Annotated in this window: 16 protein-coding genes; 15 read left to right on the forward strand and 1 reads right to left on the reverse strand. The window is 61.5% G+C overall.

Annotated features, from left to right (window positions below):
• Window positions 1–12 precede the first annotated feature (12 nt).
• Genes flgA through fliP form a run of 6 tightly spaced genes read left to right on the forward strand, consistent with a single transcriptional unit; the run spans window position 13 to window position 4,144 of the window.
• Window positions 13–525 carry a flagellar basal body P-ring formation chaperone FlgA gene (gene flgA / locus LAC81_RS01350; protein ID WP_223726417.1) on the forward strand — a complete coding sequence of 171 codons (513 nt, stop codon included), beginning with the start codon at window positions 13–15 and terminating at the stop codon, window positions 523–525.
• A complete protein-coding gene (locus LAC81_RS01355) occupies window positions 522–1,637 on the forward strand; it encodes a flagellar basal body P-ring protein FlgI (RefSeq protein WP_113536431.1) in 1,116 nt (371 codons plus the stop codon). The genes flgA and LAC81_RS01355 overlap by 4 nt, the downstream gene beginning before the upstream one ends.
• The gene (locus tag LAC81_RS01360; RefSeq protein WP_223726418.1) at window positions 1,634–2,173 is read left to right on the forward strand and encodes a MotE family protein; all 540 of its coding nucleotides are present in this window, start codon (window positions 1,634–1,636) and stop codon (window positions 2,171–2,173) included. Before LAC81_RS01355 ends, LAC81_RS01360 begins: the two co-directional genes overlap by 4 nt.
• Window positions 2,170–2,883: a flagellar basal body L-ring protein FlgH gene (flgH, locus tag LAC81_RS01365; RefSeq protein WP_113536429.1), complete on the forward strand. Its 714-nt coding sequence runs from the start codon at window positions 2,170–2,172 to the stop codon at window positions 2,881–2,883. The genes LAC81_RS01360 and flgH overlap by 4 nt, the downstream gene beginning before the upstream one ends.
• 17 nt (window positions 2,884–2,900) lie before the next feature.
• Entirely contained in the window at window positions 2,901–3,398 is a 498-nt protein-coding gene (locus tag LAC81_RS01370; RefSeq protein WP_113536428.1) for a flagellar basal body-associated FliL family protein, read from the forward strand.
• Window positions 3,399–3,406: 8 nt separating this feature from the next.
• Entirely contained in the window at window positions 3,407–4,144 is a 738-nt protein-coding gene (gene fliP, locus LAC81_RS01375) for a flagellar type III secretion system pore protein FliP (RefSeq protein WP_113536427.1), read from the forward strand.
• Window positions 4,145–4,243: 99 nt separating this feature from the next.
• Here fliP and LAC81_RS01380 read toward each other — a convergent pair whose 3' ends face one another.
• The gene (locus LAC81_RS01380; RefSeq protein ID WP_419195791.1) at window positions 4,244–6,187 is read right to left on the reverse strand and encodes a glycosyl transferase; all 1,944 of its coding nucleotides are present in this window, start codon (window positions 6,185–6,187) and stop codon (window positions 4,244–4,246) included.
• 374 nt (window positions 6,188–6,561) lie between these two features.
• Between LAC81_RS01380 and LAC81_RS01385 the strand changes: the two genes are divergently transcribed.
• From LAC81_RS01385 to LAC81_RS01425, 9 genes are all read left to right on the forward strand, one after another.
• Window positions 6,562–7,503 (forward strand): flagellin, encoded by a 942-nt coding sequence (locus LAC81_RS01385; protein ID WP_113536425.1) that lies wholly within the window; start codon window positions 6,562–6,564, stop codon window positions 7,501–7,503.
• Window positions 7,504–7,793: 290 nt separating this feature from the next.
• Entirely contained in the window at window positions 7,794–8,738 is a 945-nt protein-coding gene (locus LAC81_RS01390) for a flagellin (protein WP_113536424.1), read from the forward strand.
• A gap of 272 nt (window positions 8,739–9,010) precedes the next feature.
• Complete coding sequence (locus LAC81_RS01395; protein WP_113536423.1) at window positions 9,011–9,955, forward strand: flagellin; 945 nt, start codon at window positions 9,011–9,013, stop codon at window positions 9,953–9,955.
• A 361-nt stretch (window positions 9,956–10,316) separates the two neighbouring features.
• Entirely contained in the window at window positions 10,317–11,288 is a 972-nt protein-coding gene (locus tag LAC81_RS01400) for a flagellin (protein WP_223726420.1), read from the forward strand.
• A gap of 444 nt (window positions 11,289–11,732) precedes the next feature.
• On the forward strand, window positions 11,733–12,386 hold the full coding sequence (locus LAC81_RS01405) for a hypothetical protein (protein WP_113536421.1): 654 nt from the start codon (window positions 11,733–11,735) through the stop codon (window positions 12,384–12,386).
• Complete coding sequence (locus LAC81_RS01410) at window positions 12,383–13,618, forward strand: MotB family protein (RefSeq protein WP_223726421.1); 1,236 nt, start codon at window positions 12,383–12,385, stop codon at window positions 13,616–13,618. Before LAC81_RS01405 ends, LAC81_RS01410 begins: the two co-directional genes overlap by 4 nt.
• Window positions 13,619–13,623: 5 nt before the next feature.
• A complete protein-coding gene (gene motC, locus LAC81_RS01415; protein WP_223726422.1) occupies window positions 13,624–14,925 on the forward strand; it encodes a chemotaxis protein MotC in 1,302 nt (433 codons plus the stop codon).
• On the forward strand, window positions 14,922–16,361 hold the full coding sequence (locus LAC81_RS01420) for a flagellar hook-length control protein FliK (protein ID WP_223726423.1): 1,440 nt from the start codon (window positions 14,922–14,924) through the stop codon (window positions 16,359–16,361). The genes motC and LAC81_RS01420 overlap by 4 nt, the downstream gene beginning before the upstream one ends.
• Entirely contained in the window at window positions 16,312–16,863 is a 552-nt protein-coding gene (locus LAC81_RS01425) for a transglycosylase SLT domain-containing protein (RefSeq protein WP_223726424.1), read from the forward strand. Before LAC81_RS01420 ends, LAC81_RS01425 begins: the two co-directional genes overlap by 50 nt.
• Window positions 16,864–17,111 lie beyond the last annotated feature (248 nt).

The raw sequence follows: 17,111 nt of genomic DNA on the forward strand, positions 1-17,111 counted from the left end.
GAGGGGGCAAACATGATGTTTCGCCGATCCGCAAACATCAAGGTTTCGAAAGACGACAGCACCTCCACGGCGCTTCGTCTGGCGGCTGGCGCCTTGCTTGCCGCCACTTTCCTGTTGCCATCGGCAACCCTCGCGGAGCGGCTGACGGCGGTGATCCCGACGCGGACGATCTATCCGGGCGAAACGGTCGACCGCAGCCGCGTCGAAGTCGTCGAGGTTACCAACCCCGATCTCGCGGACGGCTACATCCGGACCCTGAACGAAATCGATGGCAAGGTCACCAAGCGCACGCTCCTGCCGGGCCGGGTGATCCTCGCAAATGCGCTGCGCGAGCAGTACGCGGTCGAACGCGGCTCCACCGTGCGCCTCGTCTTTAGCAACGGCGGCCTGACCATCAGCGCCGCCGGATCACCGCTCCAGGATGCCGCCATCGGCGAACTGATCCGGGCGCGCAATATCGATACCGGCATCATCGTTTCCGGAACGGTGATGGCCGACGGCACTGTCCATGTGGTGGCGAAATGAAAATGCTTGCCTGCAAATGGTTCCTGACGCTGGCCGTCGCGTTCTCCGTGGCGCTGACGCCGGCTCTCGGCGCGTCCAGGATCAAGGATGTCGCCTCGCTCCAGGCTGGGCGCGACAACCAGTTGATTGGTTACGGTCTCGTGGTCGGCCTTCAAGGTACCGGCGACACCCTGCGTGCCTCGCCGTTCACCGACCAGTCGATCCGCGCAATGCTGCAGAATCTCGGCATCTCCACCCAGGGCGGGGATTCCCGCACGCGCAACGTTGCGGCAGTGTTGGTGACTGCCACCCTGCCGCCCTTCGCAAGCCCTGGCAGCCGTGTCGACGTGACGGTCGGTTCGCTCGGCGACAGCACTTCGCTGCGCGGCGGCACGCTGGTGATGACCTCGCTGTCGGGCGCGGACGGACAGATCTATGCGGTCGCTCAGGGTTCCGTCGTCGTGACGGGTTTTGCCGCGCAGGGTGATGCGGCAACGCTCAACCAAGGCGTGACGACGGCCGGGCGGGTTCCCAACGGCGCGATCATCGAGCGCGAGCTGCCGTCCAAGTTCAAGGACGGCTTCAACCTCGTTCTGCAACTGCGCAACCCGGACTTCTCCACGGCAGTCGGCATGGCGGCGGCGATCAACAAGTATGCCGCCCAGCAATACGGCGGCCGCATTGCCGAGGCACGTGACTCCCAGTCCGTGCTCGTCGAAAAGCCGAAGATGGCCGACCTCGCCCGGCTGATGGCCGATATCGAAAACATCGTGATCGAGACCGATGTTCCGGCCCGCGTCGTCATCAACGAACGCACCGGCACGATTGTGATCGGCCAGGATGTTCGCATTAACGAGGTGGCGGTGAGCTACGGCACCCTGACCGTCGAGGTCAGCGAGACGCCGACCGTGGTTCAGCCGCTGCCGTTCTCGCGCGGACGGACAGAGGTGGAGCCGAACACCACCATCAACGCGCAGTCCGATGGCGGCACGGTGGCGATCCTCAACGGGTCGAGCCTTCGCTCCCTCGTCGCCGGTCTCAACAACATCGGTGTCAAGCCTGACGGCATCATCGCCATCCTGCAAAGCATCAAAACGGCTGGGGCCCTACAGGCGGAGCTAGTGCTGCAATGACGGCGTACATCAACCCATTTCTCGGCAAGGTCCGCAATCTGCTGTTTGTCGGCGCGGCCGCAGCTTCGATGCTGACGATGCCCGGCGCATTCGCCCAGGACGTCACCGCACCTCCGGCAGCCGACGCGACGCAAAACGAGATTCAGCAGTTCTGCACCAACATCGCCGACGCGGCACGCGACCAGCGTTATGTTTTGCAGCGCAAGGACCTCGAGACCTTGCAGGCAAGCATCGACGAACGCATCGCGACGCTGGAGAAGCGGCGCGACGAGTACGAGGACTGGCTGAAACGCCGCAACGATTTCCTGAAACAGGCCGAACTCGGGCTCGTCGATATCTACAAAACGATGAAGCCGGATGCGGCCGCCGGCAAGCTTGAAATGGTCAACCCGGCTATCGCCGCTGCGATCGTCATGCAGCTGCCGCCGCGACAGTCGTCGCTGATCCTCAGTGAAATGAGCGACGAGAAAGCGGCAGCTCTCACCAACATCATTTCGAGCGCCAGCGACCCGAACACCTCGAAGGAACCATCATGAAAATGCGTCTAACGGCCGTGCTGACGGCGGCGGGTCTGCTTGCCGGATGTCAGAACCAGGCGTTCAACGAGATTGGTCGGGCGCCTTCGATGAGCCCGATCGGCAGCGGCCTGCAGTACTCCCAGACGCCGCAGCTGGCGATGTATCCGAAGCAGCCGCGCCAGGTGGTGAACGGCTACTCACTGTGGAATGACCAGCAGGCGGCTCTGTTCAAGGACGCGCGCGCAATCAATGTCGGCGACATCCTGACGGTCGATATCAAGATCAACGAAGGCGCCACCTTCGACAACAAGACGGATCGCAGCCGCAAGAACGCGAGCGGCTTCAACATCGGCGCCAACGGCAAATCGCAGTCGAGCGATTTCGACTGGTCGGGCGAGTTGAAGTACGGCTCGAACACCAAGACCGAAGGCGATGGCAAGACCGAGCGTTCGGAAAAGCTGCGGCTGCTCGTTGCGGCTGTCGTCACCGGGGTGCTCGAAAACGGCAACCTGCTGATCAGCGGTTCGCAGGAAGTGCGCGTCAATCACGAACTGCGCATTCTCAACGTCGCCGGCATCGTCCGGCCGCGGGACGTCGACGCCGACAACGTGATCTCCTACGACCGCATCGCCGAGGCGCGTATTTCCTATGGCGGCCGCGGTCGCCTGACCGAAGTGCAGCAGCCGCCCTACGGCCAGCAGATCATGGACCTGATTTCGCCGATCTGACGGCAGGGAATGGCAAGATGGAAGAACTCGATTCCGCCAATGCTTCGAAGTCGCCGTCGAAGATCATAACGATTGCGATCGTCGCGGTGCTGACGCTCGTCGCCGGCGGCGGCGGCTGGCTGGTCGGCGGCCTGCTCGCGCCGCCTCCGCCCAAGGAGCAGGTCGAGGCGACGAAGGAACCGGCTGCCAATGCCACCGGCGAAGAGGGCCTGCCGAAGGTTGCGACGGAAGCGAACGGCGTCGTCCAGCTGGAGCCCATCACCACCAACCTTGCCTATCCTTCGGAGAATTGGATACGGCTCGAGGTGGCGCTGCAGTTCGACGGCGCGCCCGATCCCAAATTGGCCGAGCAGATCCACCAGGATATCGCCGCCTATCTGAAGACGGTCTCGCTGCAGCAGATTCAGGGGCCGCGTGGCTTTCAATATCTCCGGGATGACATTCAAGAGCGGGTTGACCTGCGCTCCGATGGGCGCGTAACCAATGTGATGTTCAGAACCTTCGTCATCCAATGATTCGATAAATGGTCCGGCTTGTCGCCTTTATAGTTGCCATGATGGCGATGTCCGGTATCGCCGGCGCCCAGAGTTTTCCCTCTGATATCCTGAATACGCCTGTCGACGGGTCGGCCGCCTCGTGGATCATCCGCACCTTCGGCCTCTTGACCGTTTTGTCGGTGGCCCCGGGCATTCTGATCATGGTCACCAGCTTTCCGCGTTTCGTGATCGCCTTTGCGATCCTGCGCACCGGCATGGGGCTGGCGACTACCCCATCCAACATGATCATGGTTTCGCTGGCGCTGTTCATGACCTTCTATGTCATGGGCCCGACCTTCGATCGCGCATGGCGTGACGGCATCGACCCGCTGATGAAGAACCAGATTACCGAGGCTGAGGCGATCCCGAGGGTCACCGAGCCCTTCCGCGAATTCATGCTCGCCAACACCCGCGACAAGGATCTGCAGCTCTTCATCGATATCGCCAAGGAAAAGGGCCAGACGGTCGTCGTCGACGACAAGGTCGACCTCAGGGCGGTCGTGCCCGCCTTCATGATTTCGGAAATCCGTCGCGGCTTCGAAATCGGCTTCCTGATCATGTTGCCGTTCCTGGTGATCGACCTGATCGTCGCCACCATCACCATGGCCATGGGTATGATGATGCTGCCGCCGACGGCGATTTCGCTACCCTTCAAGATCCTGTTTTTCGTGCTGATCGACGGCTGGAACCTGCTCGTCGGCAGTCTCGTTCGCTCCTTCAGCTAGATAGACGCCTGTCAGCGAACGGTTGACGCTTCGAACAGACACAAAAAAGGCAGCGCCTTGGCGCTGCCTTTCGTCGTTCAGGATCGAGTGTTCGCTCGCCTAGCGCTCGAACGAGCTGGTACGCGCCGGCAGGGCCGGGACGTCGATATGGTCGGGCGCCAGGCCTTTTCGTGCGCGGTCAGCCATCATTTCGTAGCCCTGTTCCAGGTGGCGGCAGAAGCGTTCGGCGTCGAACAGCGGCATGCGGAAACGGTTTTCCTCGAGAGTCTTGCGGTAGTCGGCAATCTTGTCGCGGTTGCTGTAGAGTGCGACTGCCTCGCGCACATAATCCTCCGGCCCTGCGGCAACGAGTTCCGGCACGCCGATGGCGTTGAGCAGGCTCCCGCTCACGCGCGAGGCGAAGTTGGTGCCCTTGAAGGTCAGGACCGGAAGGCCGGCCCAAAGCTGCTCCGACGTCGTCGTGTGGCCATTATAGGGATAGGTGTCGAGGCCGATGTCCGCCACCGGAATACGGCTGATATGGTCGTGATAGAGGACCTTGGGGCAGACGACGATGCGTTTGGTATCGATGCCGGCGCTCTTGAACTTTGCGATGATGTTCGCTCGTGAGTCCGGGCGGCCGCACATCAGCCACAGCACGCTGTCCGGAGTCTGCTGAAGAATCTCGATCCAGAGGTTGATCGTCTGCAGCGATATCTTGCGATTGGCGTTGAACGACGCGAAGACGAACGCATCCTCGGGAAGGCCGAGCTGGCGACGCGACAATGCCTTCGGCAGCGGGCGGCTGTAAGGGTCGTTCGGCTGATAGGTCTCCGGCAGGCGGCAATATTTTTCGTAGTAATGCTTTTCGCTTCCGTCGGGCAGCACGTGGGGATCGCCGATGATGTAGTCCAGATCGACGTTGACGGTAGTGCCGGGGAAGCCGAGCCAGCTGACCTGGATGGGGGCGGCCTTGTGGTTGAAGATCGTCGCCCGGCTTTCGAGCGTGTGCCCCTTCAGGTCGACGAGGATGTCGATGTTCTGGGCGCGGATGACTGCGGCCGCATGCTCATCGGAAAGCTCGCCGATCTGGATGATATTGCCCCATTTTTCGCGGGAGCCGTTATCCCTTGCGACATTGCTGGGTGAAGTATGGCAGAACAGCGTGACCTCGAAGCGTGTGCGGTCATGCGCCTCAAGCGCCGCTGCCATCAGCTTCATGGTCGCGTGATCGTGCCAGAAGTCGGAAGACACATAGCCGATGCGTATGCGATCGCCCCATGCATGTGGCATGGTCCGGCGCAACTCGGTGTTTTCCGGCGGGAAGGGGCGATATTGCGAGCCGGCGATCCGGTTAAGCCTCTCATCTCCGCACCAGGTAACGTGGTAATATGGCGCTTCCGACGAGAGGGTGTCGTCCTGACCAAGCTTCAGGGCTCTCTCGATATCACGGTGATGCTTCTCGACCTCCGGATAGTCGTTGGCTTCGCGGGCGTAGACGAGATAGGCCGAGCGCAGCGTCGTGTTCTTCGGGTAGGCCTTGAAGAGATTGGCGACGGCTTCGCGGTCCTGCACATCGCCAACATCCGCTGTCAGGAGTTTGAATGCGAGCGATTGGTGATAGCGATTGGCGCTGGTCGAAAGCGGCGCCTTGAACAGGCCGAGAATCTCTTTCTGGTCGCGCTTCAGGAAAATCGAAGCGATGATGAAGGCGATATCCGGATCCGTCTTGGCCTTTTCGAGAAGCGGCAGGCCGATCGCAAGCGCTTCGTCTTCGTGCCCGTTGGTGAAATAGAGTTTCATCGCCTCCGTCAGATAGTCCTGCGACCGCGAGCCGCCGGCCTCGCCGGCGAGCTGGTAGGCGCGCGCCGCTTCAGGCTTGAACCCCAGTTTCAGCAGAACCTTGGCGAGCAGCACATAGGTCTTCGTATCCCGATTGACGTTCATCAGGATGTTGAGCTGGTCGAGCGCGTCCGTGTACTGGCCTTTCTGGTATTGCCGGGAAGCGGTCGAGAAGATGGCTTGGGCGTTCACTGATAGCTCCGTCGTATGGGCTGCCGGCATCGAGGGCTTGGCACCTCGATGTCGCAAAGCGGGTCTTGCAGCCATCGTAGGGGCGGGACCTTGCCTCAGGCATGACGCGGCCGGCCCGGATTGGCGTGCGGTTCCGTCTCGCAAAGGGCCATTTCAATGGTCCGCCCGGTAACCCCACGCGCTCACTTAAAGCCTTGTTAAGTATAAATTATCTCTCGCTGGTACCGTCTCGGCATTTAAGGAATTCGCAAGCATTGGGCTCGATATTCGGCCTCACATGACGGGTTTGGTTTCTTCCGAGAAAGTCGTTGGAACCGAGAGGCATGAAGCCGATCCGCCATCACCGGTAGTGTAAACAGTCCGGTATGTCCCCCAATCGTCTTAAGTAAAAAAGGGACACTCTAATGACGAGCATCATGACCAATTCCGCCGCTATGGGCGCTCTCGCTACCCTGCGTTCGATCAACTCGCAGATGGAAACCACCCAGGACCGCATCTCGTCGGGCCTGCGCGTTGGTTCCGCTTCTGACAACGCCGCTTACTGGTCGATCGCAACCACCATGCGTTCGGACAACAAGGCGCTCTCGACCGTTCAGGACGCCCTCGGCCTCGGCGCTGCCAAGACCGACGTTGCCTACACGGCCATGGAAAACTCCAAGGACGTCGTCGACGAGATCAAGAAGAAGCTGGTTGCCGCCAGCGAGCCGGGCGTTGACAAGAGCAAGATCCAGAAGGAAGTCAAGGAACTGCAGAACCAGCTGGTGAGCATTGCCAAGTCGGCTTCGTTCTCTGGCGAAAACTGGGTTTACAACGACAACAACAACGCGGCTGCCACCAAGTCGATCGTCGGCTCGTTCAACCGTGACAACCAGGGCAACGTCAGCCTGACGACGCTCCAGTTCGACACGAACAAGAGCTCGCTGATCCAGGTCGACAGCACCGGCACCAACGTCACCAACGGCACGGGCCTGCTCTCCAGCAACATGGAGTACAAGGATGCAACCGGCTCGACCGTGACCGCCGGCTACAGCGTCCTGAGCATGGACATCACCAACATGACGGCCGGCGCTCTGGCTGAAGCCATCTCGGGCGTTGACGCAACGCTGCTGCAGATGACCGACGCTGCATCCGACCTCGGCGCGCTCAACAGCCGCGTCGAACTGCAGAAGAACTTCGTTCAGGACCTCTCGGACTCGATCGAGAAGGGCATCGGCAAGCTCGTCGACGCCGACATGAACGAAGAGTCGACCCGCCTCAAGGCTCTGCAGACGCAGCAGCAGCTCGGCATCCAGGCGCTCTCGATCGCCAACTCGAACTCGCAGAACATCCTGTCGCTGTTCCGTTAATCGGTCGCCAGACGACGCGGGTCTCGGTCCGCGCCGGATAGCAGAAAATCGAAACCGCGCTTCGCAAGAAGCGCGGTTTTTTGTTGGGTTTATCGAATGTCGGAGCGTTCCGAAAATAATCGCAGCGTCTTAGGTCGGTGTTAACCACGATGGTGTTTTCTGTGTCCATCGAAGGAGCGGGTTAACCAACAACATTAACCGGTTAACAGGCATGACGCTGACCGCTTCTTCCCGGTAGCTCCCGGAATGTCCCTTTTTTTCGAGTATTGCCAACAAGGGGCACACATCCAATGACCAGCATCATGACGAACACCGCTGCAATGGCGGCTCTCTCCACTCTGCGTTCGATCAATTCGGATATGGAAACCACCCAGGACCGCATCTCGTCGGGCCTGCGCGTCGGTTCCGCTGCCGACAACGCCGCTTACTGGTCGATCGCGACCACCATGCGTTCCGACAACAAGGCTCTCGGCACGGTTCAGGACGCTCTCGGCCTCGGCGCTGCCAAGACCGACGTTGCCTACACGGCCATGGAAAACTCCAAGGACGTCGTCGACGAGATCAAGAAGAAGCTGGTTGCCGCCAGCGAGCCGGGCGTCGACAAGAGCAAGATCCAGAAGGAAATCAAGGAGCTGCAGAACCAGCTCATCAGCATTTCCAAGTCGGCTTCGTTCTCCGGCGAAAACTGGGTCTACAACGACGCGAACAACACGGCTGCCACCAAGTCGATCGTCGGCTCGTTCAACCGCGACGCCCAGGGCAACGTCAGCCTGACGACGCTCCAGTTCGACACGAACAAGAGCTCGCTGATCCAGGTCGACAGCACCGGCACCAACGTCACCAACGGCACGGGCCTGCTCTCCAGCAACATGGAATACAAGCTGGCAACCAACGGCGCGACCGTCACGGCTGGCTACAGCGTGCTGTCGATGGACATCACCAACATGACGGTGGGCGCTTTGGCCGAAGCCATCTCGGGCGTTGACGCAACGCTGTTGCAGATGACCGATGCCGCCGCTGACCTCGGTGCGCTCAACAGCCGCGTCGAACTGCAGAAGAACTTCGTTCAGGACCTCTCGGACTCGATCGAGAAGGGCATCGGCAAGCTCGTCGACGCCGACATGAACGAAGAGTCGACCCGCCTGAAGGCTCTGCAGACGCAGCAGCAGCTCGGCATCCAGGCGCTGACGATCGCCAACTCGAACTCGCAGAACATCCTGTCGCTGTTCCGTTAATCGGTCGCCAGACGACACGGGTTCCGGCCCGCGTCCGACAGCAAAAAATCGAACCGCGCTTCGCAAGAGGCGCGGTTTTTTCTTGGAGGGCTTCAGTGGCAAATGTCGAAAATACTGCGGCGTTTTAGTCTTTGTTAACCACGATGGTGTTTTCTGTGGCCAACGAAGCGGCGGGTTAATCAACATTAACAGGCATGAGGCTGACCGCCGCTTCCCGGTAATCCCGGAATGTCCCTTTACATTCCAAATCAGCCACAAGGGGCAATCAGCCAATGACCAGCATCATGACGAACACCGCCGCAATGGGCGCGCTTCAGACCCTGCGTTCGATCAACTCGCAGATGGAAACCACCCAGGACCGCATCTCGTCGGGCCTGCGCGTCGGTTCCGCTGCCGACAACGCCGCCTACTGGTCGATCGCAACCACCATGCGTTCGGACAACAAGGCGCTCTCGACAGTTGAAGACGCCCTCGGCCTCGGCGCTGCCAAGACCGACGTCGCCTACACGGCCATGGAAAACTCCAAGGACGTCGTCGATGAGATCAAGAAGAAGCTGGTTGCCGCCAGCGAGCCGGGTGTCGACAAGAGCAAGATCCAGAAGGAAATCAAGGAGCTGCAAAGCCAGCTCGTGAGCATTGCCAAGTCGGCTTCGTTCTCCGGCGAAAACTGGATCTACAACGACACCAACAACACGGCTGCCACCAAGTCGATTGTCGGCTCGTTCAACCGCGACGCCCAGGGCAACGTCAGCCTGACGACGCTCCAGTTCGACACGAACAAGAGCTCGCTGATCCAGGTCGACAGCACCGGCACCAACGTCACCAACGGCACGGGCCTGCTCTCCAGCAACATGGAATACAAGCTGGCGACCAACGGTGCGACCGTCACGGCTGGCTATAGCGTCCTGACCATGGACATCACCAACATGACGATGGGCGCTCTGGCCGAAGCCATCTCGGGTGTTGACGCAACGCTGCTACAGATGACCGATGCCGCCGCCGATCTCGGCGCGCTCAACAGCCGCGTCGAACTGCAGCAGAACTTCGTTCGCGACCTCTCGGACTCGATCGAGAAGGGCGTTGGCCGTCTCGTCGACGCGGACATGAACGAAGAGTCGACCCGCCTCAAGGCTCTGCAGACGCAGCAGCAGCTCGGCATCCAGGCGCTGACGATCGCCAATACCAACTCGCAGAACATTCTGTCGCTGTTCCGCTAAGCGAACGACAGGGAAGGGCGGGCGACTATTCGCCCCACTTTTCGACACAACAGAAAGGCCGCACGCCCTCGGGGTCGTGCGGCCTTCTTCGTTTTGCGCATGGTTCTCAGTTTTGGGGCGCGTCGGCAGCGTGTGCGACCCATCCTTAACCGTTTGTCCATATTCCCTTATTTTTGTTCACCTTCGTTACCAGCTCGCTAACGTCGTTAACCATTTGTTAACCATGCGATCGTTACACATTGGTTAAGAGCGAAGGGTCGCCCCCAGGGCAAAACAGGGGCGATTCGCATGATGCCAGTCCCATCGCTGCCGGTTCTGCACTCCGGAATGTCTTCAGAAATTCATTCGGGGCAGGTGACCAATGACCAGCATCATGACCAATACCGCCGCTATGGCGGCGCTTCAGACCTTGCGTTCCATCAACACCGACATGGCCGAAGTCCAGGACCGGATTTCCTCGGGTTACCGCGTCCAGACCGCGGCGGACAATGCCGCCTATTGGTCGATCGCGACCACCATGCGCTCCGACAACGCCGCACTGTCGACCGTCGAAGACGCGCTCGGCCTCGGTGCAGCCAAGATCGATACAGCCTATGCGGCGATGAATTCGTCGATCGACGTCGTCAGCGAGATCAAGCGCAAGCTTGTCGCAGCACGCGAGCCGGGCGTCGACAAGCTGAAGATCGACAAGGAAATCACTGAACTCAAGAACCAGCTCCTGGCGGCCGCCCAGTCGGCATCCTTCTCCAGCGAAAACTGGCTCTACAACGCGAACACGGCCTCGGTCGGCACCAAGTCGATCGTTGCCTCGTTCAACCGCGACGCCAACGGCAACGTGTCGGTCACCACGCTCGACTTCGACACGGCGCAATCCATGCTGATCGACACGGCCAATGCAAGCCGCGGTCTGCTGACCCGGAGCTACGACGCCTCCCAGCTCACCTCGCCGGTCGGCACCTCGGCCAAGCTGTTCCACCTGATCGGCGCGCCGGTGACCACGCCGAACGCGACCTCGTCGGAAGTCAAGCTGACGGCAGCGACCACAGATGCCCAGATGGACGACATGATCCGCGTCGTCGACCATATCCTCGGTCAGCTGACGGATGCAGGCTCCACGCTCGGTGCTATTACCAAACGCATCGACATGCAGGAAAGCTTCATCGCCAACCTCATGGATACGATCGACAAGGGCGTCGGTCGTCTGGTCGACGCCGACATGAACGAAGAGTCGACACGGCTCAAGGCTCTGCAGACCCAGCAGCAGCTCGGCATCCAGGCGCTCTCGATCGCCAACACGAATTCCGAGAACATCCTGCGCCTGTTCCAACAGTAAGGCGCAATGGCGGGGAGCGGCCGGCACGGCCACCTGATCCGCCAAATCCTTCCGCGCCCCAGAACGGGGGCGGCAAAAGTTGAGTTCTGCCACGTCGTCGGTCACGGCACCCGGTGGAAACGGTTGGACCGCGCTAATTGCCCTGGCGCGGTCCAACACATTCATTTTCGCACAAGTTTGACCGAATAGCCTTCTCTCGCAGTCCTGTCGGATGACTGCCGGCCAAAATGAATCTTGGCCGCCGCCTGCATCGGATCGCCCCGGGAACGAATGTCTCCGGATCTCGCCGATGTACGTCAAGAATGTTGGGTTCTCCGCATCCGCGGCCGGACCCGTGGGAGACATGTCAGCAGTGCCAGGAGCAATGGAAGTTCGCGCCAGAGGGTGCCGTCTCGCGACCAGCCGGGGCTTGCCGCATCGCTGCGCTGCCACGAGTGACCGGTCATGAGTGCGATGCTCTCCCGCTACCTCAAGGATTTCAGCGCGCCGAAAGTCGAGCTGTCGCTGATGCCTCAAAAGTATTTCCCTGACCTGGACAGCGACTATGCCGATGGCGACCGCCTCGGCGCGAGGCCAGCCATGCCGGAGATCGACATCGACACGGAGCGCCGAAGGGCCTTTGCAGAAGGCCGTGCCGAGGCGACGGCTGAACTCGTCTTCGAACATGAACGCCAGATCGCCGACCTGCAGGCAGCCCACGCGGCCGAGCTCGCGGCATTGACCCAGCGCCTCGAAGCGGAAACCGCCGCCCGCCTGGCCGAGCGTTTTGCCGACCTGGCCGACAGCCTGGTCACAGCACTTGGCGATCAGACCGCTCGCGTTCTTGCACCCGTCATGGAGGATGCACTCCTGCAGCGCGCCGTCGCCGACATGGCGCAGATGATCAAGCAGGGCCTGGTGGCTGGCGAGGGTTGCACCCTCGTCGTCAAGGGCCCGACACAACTCTTCGAGGCGCTGAAGCGCCAGCTCGGGGAGGACATGCCGTTGTTCCGCCACGTCGAAACCGACGACATCGATCTCGCTGTCGAAATGGACGGTACGATCCTGGTGACGCGCATGGCCGCCTGGGCCGATACTGTCCGGAAAGTTCTCGCATGAGCGACGAAAACCATCACAACGGCAAGCATGAGATCATCATCGTCAAGCGCCACAGTGGCGGCCATGACGGGCATCACGGCGGCTCGTGGAAGATCGCCTATGCCGACTTCATGACGGCAATGATGGCCTTCTTCCTCGTCATGTGGCTGATCAACGCGGCCAACGAGGAAACGAAGGCGGCGATCGCCTCCTATTTCAACCCGGTGCAGCTGACCGACCAGAAGCCTGCCGAGCGCGGCCTGAAGGATCCGGCGAAGGACGCACAGGGTGAGGAGACGCAGCAGCGTTCCAAGGTTGATGGCGAGCAGGACAAGTCCGGCGGATCGGCCAAGACCGGCGACCAGCTGACGGCGACTTCGGGCGAAGAGACCAAGTACTCCGACGCAGACTTCTTCGAAAACCCCTATTCGGTGCTCTCCGAAATCGCTCGCGAAGTCGGCCAGCAGGCCAACATCAGCGTCAAGGGTGAGGGCGGGGCGGCGCAGTCCGGGCCGGCAACCGGCGCCGACGGCGGCGAAGCCTATCGCGATCCGTTCGACCCGGACTTCTGGACCAAGCAGGTCGAAGTGCAGGACGCGGGCAACACGACCAAGAGCGACGTGGCGCTCGCCGCTGCATCGGCGATGCAGGCAGGCGGCGCTCCCGCGGTCGAGAAGTCCGAGGATCAAAAACAGGCGGAGCAGGCGAAGGCCGAGAACGGCACGGATAAGACGGCCGAGAGCGACGCCGGCGACAAGCCGAAGACCGAGACGGCTGAGGCGAACGCAGAAAAGCAGGCCGAAGAACTCCAGGCGGAGCTCAAGAAGCAGCTTGCCGGTGAAGCCGGCCAACTGGCGGAAGGCCTCGTCGTAACTCCGGCCGAGGGCGGCCTCATGGTGACGATCAGCGAGCGCACGGACGCGCAGATGTTCGGCATCGGCTCAGCCGTGCCGCAGAAAGAGCTGGTGCTGGCGATGGAAAAGATCGGCCATCTGCTCGCCGAACGCCCGGGTGCAGTCGCGATCCGCGGCCACACCGACGGTCGCCCGTTCAAGGACGGCACCTATGACAACTGGCGGCTCTCGGCCGCGCGCGCCCAGAGCGCCTATTACATGCTCGTTCGCGGCGGTCTGAAAGAAGACCGCGTCAGCCAGATCAGCGGCTTTGCCGATCGGCGGTTGCAGATCCCCGGTGATCCCTACGCTCCGGGCAACCGGCGAATCGAGATCCTGCTGCAATCGGCTCCGGGTTAAACACGATGCTGAGACGCCTGCGATCGATCCTGATGACCTGCTGTGTGCTGGCGACCCCGTTTGCAATCGGGAATGCCAGGGCAAACGATATCGAGGAACTCGCACCCTTCAAGATGATCCGGTCGCTGCAATATGTGCAGGACTCCGTCGTGCTCGGCGATCATTCGGCGATCGAGATGCAGCGTTTCATGCTGGGCGCGATCGACAAGCGGCTGCGCGCGGCGGATCCCTCGGTGTTCCGCGACCCGCGCAACGTCGATGCCGCGCTGGTCTATGCGATGAGCGGCGGTAATCCTGAGACGCTGAAATATCTTTCGGACCATGACGTCGCCGGCAACTTCGATTCCCGCGTCACCGATGCGCTGCGGCAGTATCTGAACGGCAAGGGCGGCCTGATCGTCGAAAACTTGTCCAAGGCTGCGCCGGAATATCGAAGCGCCCGCATCGGTCCGTATCTCTATCTCATTCTCGGCAACGCGACTTCGCAGCAGGATCCTGTTGCGGCGATGAAGTACTACGACTGGGCGCGTTTGACGGCTCCCGGCACGATCATCGAAGAGGCGGCCCTGCGTCGCTCGGTGTTCCTGGCGGTGCAGGCCAATGCGCCGGACAAGGGCTTCCACTATGCGCTGACCTATGCACGCCGCTATCTGACGTCGCCCTATGCCAGCCAGTTTGCCGACGTCTTTGTTGAGCTGGCCGTCGCGCATTTCGGCGGAGAAGCCCAAGGGCGGATTTCCGAGATCCTAAATTTCATGGACGCACCGCGCCAGCGCGAGGTCTACCTGCGCGTCGCGCGCCGCGCCGCAATTGCCGGCAAGCAGGCCCTGGCGAAGCTCGCCTCGGAACGGGCCGAAGCGCTCGGCGCTGACGGAGCGGCGCAACCGAAAGTGCTCGCCGGCTTCTATGCAGGTCTGGCGTCCGTTCCTTCCAGCGATGTGTTTGCCGCCACGGCAAGCATCGCAGCGATACCGGATGCGGAGCTTTCGCCCCGCGACCGCGCCCTGCGTGATGCCGCCAGGGCCGTCGCCGATGCTGTTGTCAGGCCGCCGAGCGATGAAAGCCTCACGCAAGCGTTTGCATCTAAAACCGATAGACCGGTTGCGCACGATGCCGCGGCCGAAGGAGAGGAAACCGGCAGCGGCATGAGCCCCTTCGGCAACGCACAGACTCCGGTGGTTGCAGCGGCCGACGCGACGGAAGCCACGGCGGGCGAGGCTGGCGATCCCGAACACGACGGGTTCGTGGCGAAGGGGAGGTCGAAGATCGAAGAGATCGACGCTCTCCTGAAGGGAGAAGGGAAATGAGGGCTCTTGATGATAGCCTGCGTGGCCTGCCCCCGGCGCCTGCCGGTAAGGGAAATGGGCGCGCGGGCGGCAAGGACCAAGCGGGTGACGTCCTGGGCGGTGCCTTCGAGGATGCCGTGGCGAACGCCGGACGACAGAAGGCGAATGATCAGGCGGGGACCGGCAAAGGCCTCGGTGACACCGCTACCGGTGACGACACGGAGGCAGGAGCCTTGATCGACAAGGACAACATTGCCAAGACCACCGGCAGACACGGCGCAACCGCACGCAGCATTGCCATCAGCCGCGACGATCAGGCGCCTGGCGAACATGCGCTCCATGATCGCTTTCCGACCGCTGAGCGGGATATCAGTGCGCGACGCGCAGCGGGCAAGGTTGATCAAGCCAAGGCGAACGCTGATCTGACAGGCGCGGGCGCCGCGACCGTCCCGGACGAATTGGCAGAGCGTATCGCTGCACTTGCGGAGCGATTGGCAAAGGCGCAGGCAAACGGCGAGCCGACCGCCGATGCCGATGTCGCCAATGGTGAGGGCGGCGAACGCTCGTCGGCATCGAAGACGGATATGGATGACCTGTTGACGCTGCTCGGTGGCGGTCCGATCGGACAGGCGCTTGGCGACGCGACCAGGGCCGGCCGTCAGCCCGCGGCTGGTCAGGGCGAGGGTGCTGGCATGCATGTCGCTGGCACCGGTGAGCACGGCGCGAAGGCGGAAGCTGCGGCAGGCGAGGGTGATCCGGACCGGCTCTTCCGCTTCGCCCGGGCCGACGGCAAGGGACAGGCCGTGACCATGAGCCTCTCCAAGGATGGAGAGGCGGCATTCGACGGCACCCGTTCACAGGCCGCCAAGGTCGAGAATGTCACGGTGCTCGAGGCTCGGCGCTATCTGGGCATCTCGATGAACCCGAACACGAGCGCGGTGGCCGATGCGATCGCCGGCGAGGTCAGCGCCAGCCCGTTGCAGCCGAGCGCGGCCCTCAGCCAACCCGGCGCCTGGACCCAGGCGGGCAAGACGCTGAACACGCTGAAGATCCAGCTCCATCCGATCGAACTCGGTCTCGTCACCGCCACGCTGAGGCTGAAGGACGACGAACTGCAGGTCGAACTGAAGGTGGAAACCGGCGAGGCGTTCCGGCAGTTGCGCGACGACCAGAGCGAAATGGTGAAGGCTCTGCGTGCCCAGGGCTTTGCGGTCGACCAGGTCAACATCGTCTTCAATTCGGGCGGCGACACGTCACAGAGTGGTGGCTCGCAGACCCAAGCTCAGGCCCAGGCCGGGCAGCAGGGACGCGAGCGCGCCGACGGAAATGGCCAGGGACGCCAGCAGCGACAGGAAGACGGCCAGGCTTCGATGGCGGAAAGGTGGGTTGGCAATGGCGGGACGGACGATGCGGCTGCCGGCACTGAGCGCTCTCGCACTGGTCACGTCTACATGTAGTGCCTTCGCCGGCGCCGGCGTCTGTGAACGCGAGATCATGAGCGCGGCGGCGAAATACAACATCCCTGCCGGGATACTCTATTCCGTCGGGCTGACCGAAACCGGCCGCAAGGGTTCTCTTCAGCCCTATGCGATGAACATCGAAGGCAAGGCTTATTTCGGCACCAGTGAACAGGACGTTCTCACGCAGTTCGGCAACGCTCGTGCGCAGGGTGCCAAGCTCATTGATCTTGGCTGCATGCAGATCAACTATTACTTCCATGGCGAGCATTTCAGTTCGCCGCAGGAGATGCTTGACCCGCGCAAGAATGTCGAATATGCCGCGCGCTTCCTGGCCAATCTGCACGCCAAGCATGAAACTTGGACCATGGCCGTTGCCCGCTACCACGCGGGTCCGAACAACGACCCGGCACAGAAGAAATATGTCTGTCGGGTGATCGCGAATCTTGTCGCGACGGGCTACGGCAAGTGGACGCCGAACGCCACCCAGTTCTGCCAGTAAGCAACCAGTAAGTGTATTTTTGATGTCGATGCCGCATTGTGGCGACAATGCGCGGACAATGTGACGGCAAGCGGATTTGTCGTAGTCCGTTAACTTTTCCACATTATTTTAGTGCCGACGTTAACGGTATGCCACTAGATATAGATCAAATCGGCGAAACATGGTTAATCAATTATTAATTCCACCCAGTAACTTCCTCTAGTTGTTCATGAATCCCCCGATTCGTACCTCTCGATCAGTGCGGTGCC

Source organism: Ensifer adhaerens (assembly GCF_020035535.1).
In the GTDB taxonomy this organism is placed as follows: domain Bacteria; phylum Pseudomonadota; class Alphaproteobacteria; order Rhizobiales; family Rhizobiaceae; genus Ensifer.